Source organism: Steroidobacter sp. (assembly GCF_016790065.1).
GTDB lineage: Bacteria > Pseudomonadota > Gammaproteobacteria > Steroidobacterales > Steroidobacteraceae > Steroidobacter.
This window is the reverse complement of the sequence record NZ_JAEUPY010000862.1, coordinates 1-10,926: the sequence shown is the minus strand read 5'-3', so window position 1 is coordinate 10,926 and position 10,926 is coordinate 1. Positions and strand designations below refer to the sequence as shown.

General features: G+C 61.3%; 9 protein-coding genes. All 9 read left to right on the top strand.

Annotated features, from left to right (window positions below; all coding sequences use genetic code 11):
* On the top strand, positions 1–556 hold a 556-nt coding region (locus tag JNL55_RS34635; RefSeq protein ID WP_293865664.1), incomplete at its 5' end, for a hypothetical protein.
* Complete coding sequence (locus JNL55_RS34630; protein WP_293865661.1) at positions 553–2,022, top strand: serine hydrolase domain-containing protein; 1,470 nt, start codon at positions 553–555, stop codon at positions 2,020–2,022. The genes JNL55_RS34635 and JNL55_RS34630, both read left to right, overlap by 4 nt.
* Positions 2,019–3,530 (top strand): peptide MFS transporter, encoded by a 1,512-nt coding sequence (locus JNL55_RS34625; RefSeq protein ID WP_293865658.1) that lies wholly within the window; start codon positions 2,019–2,021, stop codon positions 3,528–3,530. Before JNL55_RS34630 ends, JNL55_RS34625 begins: the two co-directional genes overlap by 4 nt.
* Entirely contained in the window at positions 3,493–4,686 is a 1,194-nt protein-coding gene (locus JNL55_RS34620) for a M24 family metallopeptidase (protein WP_293865655.1), read from the top strand. The genes JNL55_RS34625 and JNL55_RS34620 overlap by 38 nt, the downstream gene beginning before the upstream one ends.
* Before the next feature lie 93 nt (positions 4,687–4,779).
* Positions 4,780–5,343: an RNA polymerase sigma factor gene (locus tag JNL55_RS34615; RefSeq protein WP_293865670.1), complete on the top strand. Its 564-nt coding sequence runs from the start codon at positions 4,780–4,782 to the stop codon at positions 5,341–5,343.
* 2 nt (positions 5,344–5,345) lie between these two features.
* Positions 5,346–6,311, top strand: coding sequence for a FecR family protein (locus tag JNL55_RS34610; RefSeq protein ID WP_293865652.1), 966 nt, complete (start codon positions 5,346–5,348; stop codon positions 6,309–6,311).
* Between the two features lie 88 nt (positions 6,312–6,399).
* Positions 6,400–8,865 carry a TonB-dependent siderophore receptor gene (locus JNL55_RS34605; protein WP_293865649.1) on the top strand — a complete coding sequence of 822 codons (2,466 nt, stop codon included), beginning with the start codon at positions 6,400–6,402 and terminating at the stop codon, positions 8,863–8,865.
* Positions 8,866–8,936: 71 nt separating this feature from the next.
* Complete coding sequence (locus JNL55_RS34600; RefSeq protein WP_293865646.1) at positions 8,937–10,331, top strand: S9 family peptidase; 1,395 nt, start codon at positions 8,937–8,939, stop codon at positions 10,329–10,331.
* A 30-nt stretch (positions 10,332–10,361) separates the two neighbouring features.
* The coding region (locus JNL55_RS34595; RefSeq protein ID WP_293865667.1) for a prolyl oligopeptidase family serine peptidase at positions 10,362–10,926 on the top strand (565 nt) is incomplete at its 3' end.

Genomic DNA, 10,926 nt, shown 5'->3' with positions numbered 1-10,926 from the left:
GTTCGGCGGCGCCGGCCATACCAGCACGCGTTTCAATTGGGATCGCGGCTTTGGTACGCATCATCGTACTGCCGGCAATCTGCTCTACGCTTATATCGGCGAGCGCAGCTTCCGAATTGCCTTGCACGGCTCCGAAGGCATCCAGGAAAGCAACCTGCTCGAAGCGCTGGTGGAGGGCGAACTCGCCGCCGGCAAGAGTTTCGGGTTCGATCTGCGTGCCGGCACACCGCTTGGCGACCTGCCCAGCACCAAGGCCGGATACTTGGGCCGAAGTCGGTCGGGAACGCCGTCCAGGACCGGTAACTTCAATCTGTCGGATGTGGCGGATGGTTACGTCGTGCTGGTGCCGGCGTGCCAATGGCGGATGGCTCGGCGTATCGAAGGGTTCTATACGCCGAAGCATGTCGCGGAGATCGTCCGCCGGATGCAAATCGAGAGCGGCGATCGGAATGCCACGATCACGGCCGAAGAACTGGAGCGCAAGGCGACGGAGGAAGATGCTCGCTGGCGCAAATCCTTCGAGGCGTCCGGTTGCGACCGGAGCGCAGCGACGTGACAGCACTGAGCGGGTTGATGCGGCGAGGCTGGTGGGCCTCGCTGGTGTTCTGCTGCGCGTCGTCTGCATTCGCGGACCAGTTCGACTTGGTGCGCGAAGTGGTTCGCGATCAGATGGCTGTGGGCAACGTGCCGTCGGTAGCCGTCGCGGTGGTTCAAGACGGCAAGATCGTATGGCAGGAAGGCTTTGGCTGGGCGGATAAGGCCAAGAAAATTCCGGCGACGGCGGATACGGTGTATTCGCTGGCATCGATCTCCAAGCCCTTCACTGCGACTGCGTTGATGATGTTGGTGGAGCGCGGCCGGATCGATCTGGACAAGCCGATCAACGATTATCTCGGCGCTAGCAAACTGGTCGCGCAGGTTGGCGACGTTCGCGAGGCGACGGTGCGTCGGGTTGCAAATCATACGTCCGGCTTGCCGACGTACTGGCAGTTCTACTATGAGGATCGTGGACCGTCTCGTCCTGCTATGGAGCAGTCGATTGCGAGACAGGGGCGTCTGCTCGCCGCACCAGGCGAAGTCTTCGTCTATTCGAACTTCGGCTACGGCGTGCTCGAGTATGCAATCGAGCGACGTAGTGGCCGCTCTTACGCAAAGTTCCTGCGCGATGAGATATTTCAGCCACTGGGCATGCGACACAGTGCGGTGAATCGCGAACCTGACTTCGGTGCTCAGGTCGCGGTGAGATATGCAGTCGACGGCACGGTCATACCTTTCTACGATTTCGATCATCGCGGCGCTTCGGCGGTGTTTGCGAGCGCGCATGACCTGGCGCAGTTCGCGTTGGCGCATTTGAAGACGCCGCTGCCCGCTCAGAAAAGAATTCTTAGCGACGCCAGTATCGATGCGATGGCCCAGCCTGGAGAAGGTGCGGCCGCTGCGTACTATGGCTTGGGCTGGCAGTTCCGTCCGCGCTATGGCTTACGTACTTACGGGCACACCGGCGATATGGGCGGTGTCGCGACGCGTCTCGCGCTGTTTCCGGATCAGCGCCTGGGCATCGTGGTGCTGAGCAACTCAGAGAACAAGATCACTCGCATCATCGAGCAAAGTATCGTCAACACGTTGTTGCCCGAAACCATTGTCGCCAGTCGTCGCGAGTTCAAACCGGAGGCTGGCTGGATAGGAAGTTGGCAAGGTGCGGTGGTCGCGGACGAGGCCCGCACCGAGATTCGACTCGATATCGATGCGCGCGGTCGAGTGTTTGCTCGCGTAGGTTCAGCGCCGCGTACCGAAGTCATTCTGGTGCAAGTTGTCGATGGACAATTGCAGCTCGACGAAGTGCCGGGCGATCTCGGTACCGAAGTGGCGGCACGCTATCCGTATCGCTTGAGTTTTAGCCTCAAGCCGCGCGGCGAGGTGATGAATGGAGCGGTGACCGCAGTATCGCGTCCGCTGGCTGATCGCGTCGGCAGCGGTGTGAGCTACTGGACCGAGCTGAAGCGCGTCGACGCGGCACGATGAGGCGGCACGTCGGTTACCCGCGCGGCGTCTTCCTGGTCGCCTTCGTCGAACTATGGGAGCGCTTTAGTTACTGGGGCTTGCTGGCGCTACTGACGCTTTATTTGAATGCGTCGCTGGCCGCCGGTGGTTTTGGCTGGGACGCGGCGAGCGCCATCAAGTTGTATGGACTCTACGGTGGTTTGGCATTCGCCGGGCCGGTGCTGGGTGGCTGGATTGCGGCCAGTTTCTGGGGCGAGCGACGCTGCATCCTGGTTGGCGGCGTGTTGGTGATCTGCGGACATGCTTGTCTGGCGGGCACCGGCATCATTCCTTGGCTGGCGCAGCAGCTCACCGGCACGGATTATCATTCACTGTGGGTGGCGGCAGGCGTGCCTTTGGGTTCGTTGTTCCCTGACGTACAGGAGCTGCAACCGATCTTGCTCGCAGCGGCGTCGACCGGTAGCGACGCAGCGATTGCTGCCGCAGTCTATGGCGGCATCGCGTGGTCGTTTGCTCTCGGGCTGCTGTTGATCATTGCCGGCACGGCGCTGCTGAAGCCAGCGATCTCTTCCATCGTCGGGCGTTTCTTCGCCCCGGACGATCGTCGTCGTGACGACGCCTTCGCGATGTTCTTCGTGGCTATCTACGTCGGCTGCACTGCTGGCATCTTGGTGGCGGGATTTCTCGGCGAGCGTGTGTCGTGGCACTGGGGATTTGGCGCCGCTGGCATCGGCATGGCTGTGGGTCTTGCGACGTATCTATGCAAGCAACATGAACTGCTCGGCACGCTGGGCTATCAGGTCGAACGCGCCGGTATCCGGAAGGCGTTGCGAGCACTCGATTCGCAGCAGCGTGATCGTATGAAGGTGCTGCTGTGTCAGGGGCTGTTCACCGTGATCTACGCGGCAGCGTTCTATCAAGTCGGCGGTTCGCTACTGATGTTCAGTCAGCAGCAAGTGGATCGGAGCATTGGCGACTGGGAAATTCCCGTCAGCTGGATGCCAGTGCTGCCGACGGTGGCTTTCATCGTCGTGACACCGATCAGTGTGCGGCTGTGGCGCGCGTTGGCTCGGCGGCGACGTGATCCCGATGCGACTGTGAAACTCGCATGGGGCCTGTTGATCATCGGTCTCGCTTACATCCTGCTCGGCGCGGTCGCTCCTTCAGTATCCGATCCCGAGCACACGCGCATCTCCTGGTGGTGGATGTTGGCCGCGTTCGTGTTGTTTGGCACCGCCGACATGCTGGTGTGGCCGAATCAGATTTCTCTCGCCAGCAGGCTGGCGCCGGCATCGCTATCAGCGTTGTTGGTGGGCGGCTGGTACATCACTATCGGTATCGGCACGGCAATGACGGGCTATATCGGCGTGTTCGCGCAGCCGTGGGGCGCCAAGCGATTCTTTTTGACACTCGGATTCACTGTGTTGGCGATCGGCGGTCTGGCTTGGCTGATGTCGCCTCGCCTGCAGCGACTGATCAATGGTGCAAATCATGAATACCCAGCTTCCGTCGGCGTTCACTCCGGCTGAATTTCAGCGGCGTATCGCTCTGATCAAACAACAGATGGCGAGGGCTGGCATCGATGTGTTGCTGGTCTCCGATCCGTCCAACATGAACTATCTGACGGGCTATGACGCACCTTCGTACTACATCCCTCAAATGGCAGTGCTCGCCATGAGCGACGACCAGCCGCTATGGATCGGGCGGAAGATGGACGTGGCCTGCGCTCGCTATACCGCGTTCATGTCGCCGGAGAACCTGATCGGTTACCCGGAAACATACATTGGCGTGCAGGATCGGCACGTCATGGAGTTCGTTGCCGAAGTGCTGCGTGAACGCCACTGGGACCGGCTGCGTCTGGGTCTGGAAATGGACACAGCGCCGCTAACGCCTCGGTGCGTCGAAAAACTGCAGCAGCAGTTGCCGTACGCCTCGTGGGTCGATGCCGAGTTGCTGGTCAATCGCGTGCGGCTGATCAAGTCGGACGCCGAGATCGTTTACATTCAACAGGCAGCGCAGATTTCACAGCGAGCCATGCAAGCTGCGTACGATGCCATCGAACCGGGGGTTCGCGAATGCGATGCCGCTGCCAAGGTGATGGCGGCATTGATCGCGGGTACGGACAAATTCGCAGGGCACCTGACCATGCAGGGCGCTTTCTCCATGCCCAGCGGCGAACGTACTTCGGCGCCCCATCTGGCCTGGACCGATGCGCCGTTCCGAAAACATCAACTCACCAGCATCGAGTTGGGAGGTTGCCGTTACGCTTATCACGCAGGGTTGTCGCGCAGCTTCTTTTTGGGTTCGCCGCCAGCGGAACTACAACACTGCGCCGAGGTAACGATCTCAGGAATGGCCGAGGTCCTGGAGCGCATGCGAGCCGGCAACACTTGCGGCGAAGTTGCCGATCACTGGAACGGCATCCTGAGCCGCGCCGGTTTGCGGAAGGAATCCCGCATCGGTTACTCCATCGGCATCGGCTATCCGCTCGCGTCCTGGATCGACCGCAGCGCCAGCCTGCAGTCGGGCGACCCGACGGTCATGCAGCCCAATATGACGTTCCACATCATCCTCGGCATGTGGATGGACCGCTGGGGCTTCGAGGTGAGCGAGACCGTGCGGATCACCGACACCGCGGTGGACGTGTTGACGGATTTCCCTCGCGCTTTGCTGGTCAAGGCTTGATCCGGCACGCCATGTACCGGATTTCCGCGAGCTGTTCGTCACCACCATAGCGCCGTATTCTGCCCGCAGGGTGGAGGGGCGCCGGAAGTGGCGATGGTCGATATACAGACGGTCGAGGAGTGGTTCGTGCGCGAGGTCTTGCCGCTGGAGGCAAGCCTGTTGCGTTTCCTGCGCCGTAATGGAATTCAAGGGGCCGATCCGAGCGATTTGCGCCAGGAGGTGTACGCCCGGGTGTTCGAGTCGGCGCTGTCGGGCTTGCCGGTGCAGGCCCGCGCCTTCGTCTTTACCGCCGCACGCAACCTATTGATCGATTATGTGCGCCGGACGCATGTCGTCACGCTGAGCGCGATTCTGGACATGGATAGCGCACCGCTCGCCATCGATCACATCACTCCCGAACGGCAACTCAGTGCGCGCGAGGAGCTGAGCCGTTTTCAGGCCGGCCTGCAGCGCCTGCCGGCCCGGTGCCGGCAAGTGGTCGAGATGCGCAAGATTCTAGGATTGTCCCAGCGAGAGGTGGCTTCTCGGCTGGGGATTGGAGAGGACACGGTGGAGCGACAAACCCTGCTCGGCATGCGAGCACTGGCGGACTACATGCTGGGAGGCAGTGGTCGCATTCGTCGCCCGCCGGCGCAGATCGCGGATGAGGCCACCTGAGCATGAATTCTAGGGAACACATCGAAACGGAAGCGGCTCGCTGGGTGGCTCGCAGCGGCGAGCAGGCCTGGGGCGAAGCGGACGAGGTGGCGCTGCAATCCTGGTTGGCGGAATCCATCGATCATCGCGTGGCCTGGCTGCGCCTGCGTTCGGTTTGGCAACGGGCCGATCGCCTGGCAGCGTTGCGTCATGTGCCGATCGATGTAGAGCCGCCACGAGCAGCTCGCGTGCGCCGGCTCAATTGGTTGCCGTGGTGTGCGGCAGCGGCTGTGTGCTTGCTGGCGATTGGCTTGGTCTTCAATCACGTAAACAGCGCTCGGGAGACTTACCGGACTGAAATCGGCGGTCGACAGAGTGTGCCGCTCGCGGACGGCTCGCGCGTCGAACTCAATACGCAGACGCGGCTGCGGGCAGCGATCGACGAGCGTCAACGTGAAGTCTGGTTGGAAGAAGGCGAGGCCTACTTCGAAGTCGAACGCGATCCGAGTCGGCCCTTTGTCGTGCATGCCGGCGAGCGTAGCGTCACTGTACTCGGCACCAAGTTCTCAGTGCTGCGTGAAGGAGCGCGCTTCGAAGTGGTGGTGCTCGAAGGGCAAGTGCGCGTCGACGATGAGCGAAAAACTCAGCAAGCGAAGCCCATCCTGCTGTCGCGAGGGGGCATCGTGTTGGCTCAGCAAGATGCGCGTGCCACATTGATCGTGGATGACTCGGCCGCGCGAGCCGAACGTGAGCTGAGTTGGCGGCAAGGTGTGCTGAGCTTCGAACAGACGCCGCTCGCCGAGGCCGCCGCCGAGTTCAATCGTTATCACCGCCGGCAACTAGTGATCGTCGATCGCTCGGTCGCGGAGATTCGGATCGGTGGCAGCTTCGACGCTGCCGGTCTCGATGCGTTCGTGCGTCTGCTACAGCGTGGCTTCGGGCTGCGTGTCGAGGAACAGGCGGAACGTATCCTCATTAGTCGAGGTTAGTGGTCGCGTCACGCGTACCGGATCCGCGATGCCATCTCGTCTTAAGGGGATACGGCCGCTAGGCGCCGCTGAGACCGAGAACAAAATGATGGCACGTTCACGAATCAAGAAGTCGCTGCTGGCTGGGGCCTGCGCCGCGATGCTGAGTGCGGTGGCGCTCGCTCAGGCAGTGCGTTTCGATATTCCCGAAGGTCAACTGAAAGATGCGCTGGATGCTTATGCGAAGCAGTCCGGCGTGCGTTTGATATACATCGCTGACGACGTGCGTGGCGTCGGCAGTCGCGGTGTGCAAGGCGAGTTGCCGAGCGATCGCGCGCTCGAACAGCTGTTGCGTGGCACCGGCTTCATCGTGGAGCGCGACGAGACCGGCGCGGTTGCAGTGGTGCGGGCCAAACCAGGCGCGACGGCAGTCACTTCGGAAGTGATGGAGACTGTCTCGGTATTCGGCCGGCTCGATTCCGATCTGGCGGTGGGCTCGAAGACCGGACAGACGTTGCGTGAAACGCCGAAGACGGTGTCGCTAGTGACGCGCGAACGTATCGAAGAACAAAACCTGTCGTCGCTGGTCGACGTGTTGCGCCAGACGAACGGTGTCATCACCAACAACTACAACGCCATCGATAGCTGGTTTTTCTCACGCGGCTATCGAGTGCGAACCATGCAGTTCGACGGCGGCGCGCCGGTGATGACGGGTGGCTATGGCTTCACGCTGGTCCCCGACATGGCAACGTACGATCATGTGGAGATGCTGCGTGGTGTGGATGGCATGTACTCGGGGGCGGGCGACCCGGGTGGTGTCATCAACCTCGTGCGTAAGCGTGCCAAGGCGGTAGGGCAGACCAGTCTGTTAGTTTCCGCCGGTAGTTGGAATTATGGCCGCATCGACGTGGACGTGACCGGGCCATTGACTGAAGACGGTCGGTTGCGCGGCCGCTTGGCTGGTACGTTTCAGCAGCGCAATTATCATTACGATCACGCTGAGTCCGATAAACGTATCGCGTTCGGTACGGCCGAGTACGATCTCACCGAGAACACGGTGTTGATCGGTGGCTTCAACTACGAGCGTCGTAAAGAAGATGCAATCTCGGCGCAAGGATTTCCGCGCTACACGGACGGCGGCGCAGTCGATCTGCCGATCGATGCTTCATTCAGCCCGGACTGGGCACACTGGTACTTCACCAGCCGCGAGTTGTTTACTCGCGTCGAGCATAGATACGGCGACAACGGCCTGCTGAATTTCAGTGCCACACGGCTGGAACAGAAGTCCGACAACTTGGTCGTGACCGCCATCGCGTTTCCGGGCGGCGTGGATCGTGCGACCGGTCTGGGCGCGACGGCGCTGGCCAATGGCAATCAACCGGATTCATCGCAAGATCTGCTCGACTTGTCCGCCAACGGCACCTTCCAACTGTTCGGCCGCGAACATCGCTACACCGTTGGTGCCGACTATGCCGACGTCGATGCCGGTCGCAGAAAGTTGTTGTCGACGGGCGCGACGTACGCGTATCCGGGCACGATTCCGATTCCGGTGGGCAACTTCGATCCAGCGTTGTATCCGCGGCCCACGCTGGTTCAGACCGGCTACTACCCGCAGGACGGCTACACTCAGCAAGGCTACTACGCGACCTTGGGGCTGCAGCTGGCGGAGCCGCTGCGTCTGACACTGGGCGGTCGCTACGGCCAATACCGCGTGCACAGCGTTTTCTACAGCACCACCGCTGACGGCACACGCACGAGTCAGCCGAGCGTAACTCGCTACGACGATGAAAAATTCATTCCCAGCGCCGCGTTGACTTGGGATTTTGCCGATCGCTGGACCGCCTACGCGAGCTATGCCGAGACCTTCCTGATTCAAGCGCAACTGTTGCAAGCACCGCTGCCGGGCACCCCGCTCGATCCAGTGACGGGCGAGGGCGCCGAGGTCGGTGTGAAGGGTGAGTTGAACGGCGTGAACGTGGCGCTGGCTGTGTATCGTGTCGAGCGTAGCGGCCAGGGCGTGCGCGATCTGGATTATCCGTTCGTGCCGGGAGACAACGGCTCGTCCTGCTGCTATATCGCCGATGCCAACATCATCAGCGAAGGATTCGACGTGGAAGCCAGCGGCACGTTGTTGCCTGGTTGGCAGCTGACCGCCGGCTACACCTATAACTCCAATGAGTACGATGGCGCGACCAGCGCGTACTTCTCGTCCGGCGCGGCGTCGCTGAAGCAGACTCCGAAGCACATGACCAAGATCTGGACGACCTGGCAGTTGCCGGGTCAGTACTCGCGTTGGAGCACCAATCTTGGTGTGGTCGCGCAGTCGGAGACTTGGGTGAGTGGCGATGCGCGGCCGGCGGGCAGCGCGGTGCTCGTGCCGACGGACTTCGTGCAATCGGGCTACGCGATTTGGAACGCCTCGATCAAGTATCGCCTCAGCGATCACTGGAGCATCGGTCTGTACGGCGACAATCTGCTCGACAAGAAATATTACACGCTGCTCGGCAGAACCATCGCCAACAACACTTACGGCGCACCTCGCAATCTGGTGCTCACGCTGCGCGGTACTTGGTAGTCGCTTGACCTCACGCTGCTGCTTCGGAAGTGCATTCTCCGGGGCAGCAGCGCACTCCCGGGAAAGTATTCATGAGTTTGGTTCCGAAGTGCCGGAAGGCGCTGTCCTGCGCGACGATTTTGGCGGTGGGACTGTGCTTCGTTGGCGCGGCTGCCGCGCGGTCATTGGGGCTGGATGACTTACAGCGTGAGCAAAGAGTGTCCGGCGTGCAGTTGTCGCCGGATGGCCAATGGGTCGCGTATGTCGTGAATGGCATCGACGCGGACAGCGGCAAACGTAATAGCCAGCTATGGAAAGTGAGCTGGGACGGCAGTCGCCGGATGCAGCTGACGTATGGTCCGCACGGTGTCGGCGAAGTGCGCTGGAGTCCGGACGGGCGCTACTTGAGTTTCCTGTCGTCTCGGTACGGGGACGATGCGGTCTCGCAAGTGTGGGTGCTCGATGGTGCCGGAGGTGAGGCTCGCGCACTGACCGACGTGGCGGACGGTGTCTCTAGTTATGCGTGGTCGCCAGACAGCAAACGTTTAGCGCTGGTAGTGCCGCCGAAGCGGGCCAAGCTGGAGAAGGACGCCAAGCCGAAGCCAATAGTCATCGATCGCTATCAATTCAAGAGCGAAGGCGGTCGTTATCACGAGGGCGAGGCCAAGCAGGCCCGCATTCAACTCTATGATCTCGACTCCAAGCGGCTGGTGACGCTTACGCCGGAGCAAGAGACGTTCGGCGAGTCCGATCCAGCATGGTCGCCCGACGGCACTCGAGTCGCGTTCGTCAGCAACCGCGAACAAGACTGGGAGCGCGACGACAACGCCGATGTGTGGGTGGCGGATACAACGGGCAACGCCGTGCCGCGCCGAGTGACTCGCTATCCTGGATGGGATTTCGGCCCTGTGGCGTGGAGTCCGGATGGAAAGTTCCTGGCCTACGCACAAGGTCAGCAGCGCAAATATCGGCTGTACCAGCTCAGGCAGGTCGCGATCATTCCAGTCGATGGAGGTGAGCCCATCCTGCCGACTCAGACACTGGACCGCGATACCACTGTGCCTCGCTTCACTCCTGACGGACGTCATGTGGAGTTTCTGGTCACCGACTCACGCAGCCAGCACTTCGCGCGCGTGCCGGTGACGGGCGGGAAGGTGGAACGTTTGGTCGATGGCAATCGCTATGTCACCGGCTACAGCCACGTGGGTCCACGTACCGCTGTGGTGATCGGCAGCGCCGATGCGCCCTTCGAGTTGTTCGCTCGTGATCAACGCGGGTTGAGATCGCTGAGCGAACACAACTCGGCTTGGCTCGCCGATGTGCAACTGGGGCAGACACAACAGTTTGAGTTCACAGCACCCGATGGTGTGGAGGTGCAAGGCCTGCTGACCTTGCCTGCGAACGCGCACAAGGGTGAGCGACAACCTTTGCTCTTGTGGATTCACGGCGGGCCGTACGGCCAAGACGGCCATTTCTTCGATCTGTAAACTCAGTTGTTTGCTGCGAACGGCTACGCGGTGGCGCGAATCAACTATCGGGGCAGTTCGGGAAGAGGCTTGGCTTTTGCCCGCGGCATCTATGCCGACTGGGGTAACAAGGACCGCCTCGATCTGATCGCCGGGGTCGACTACTTGATCGAACAGGGCATCGCCGATCCAGACAAGCTCGGCGTGGGCGGCTGGAGCCAGGGCGGCATCCTGACCAACTACGTCATCGCTCGTGACAGCCGATTCAAGGCGGCCATCTCCGGTGCGGGCGCTGGTAGTCAGATCGGTTTGTACGGCACCGATCAATACGTGATCCAGTACGACCACGAGTTCGAGGCACCGTGGGTGAATCCACAGCGCTGGCTGCGGTTGTCCTACCCATTCTTCGAAGCCAATAAACTCAGGACGCCGACCCTGTCCGTGAGCGGCCTGGACGACGTCAACGTGCCGGGCCTCGGCAGCGAACAGATGTTCCAGGCCTTGAAGAGCTTGGACGTGCCGACGCAACTGGTGATCTATCCCGGCGAGAAACACATGCTCGGGCAGCCGCATTTCGTGCGCGACCGGATGGAGCGCTATTTGGACTGGTACGCCA

What these genes read in the sequence shown, in the direction of transcription:
- JNL55_RS34605 (WP_293865649.1), top strand. Translation starts at nt 6,400, where the DNA reads ATGGCACGTTCACGAATCAAGAAGTCGCTGCTGGCTGGGGCCTGCGCC.
- JNL55_RS34600 (WP_293865646.1), top strand. Translation starts at nt 8,937, where the DNA reads ATGAGTTTGGTTCCGAAGTGCCGGAAGGCGCTGTCCTGCGCGACGATT.
- JNL55_RS34615 (WP_293865670.1), top strand. Translation starts at nt 4,780, where the DNA reads ATGGTCGATATACAGACGGTCGAGGAGTGGTTCGTGCGCGAGGTCTTG.
- JNL55_RS34610 (WP_293865652.1), top strand. Translation starts at nt 5,346, where the DNA reads ATGAATTCTAGGGAACACATCGAAACGGAAGCGGCTCGCTGGGTGGCT.
- JNL55_RS34625 (WP_293865658.1), top strand. Translation starts at nt 2,019, where the DNA reads ATGAGGCGGCACGTCGGTTACCCGCGCGGCGTCTTCCTGGTCGCCTTC.
- JNL55_RS34620 (WP_293865655.1), top strand. Translation starts at nt 3,493, where the DNA reads ATGAATACCCAGCTTCCGTCGGCGTTCACTCCGGCTGAATTTCAGCGG.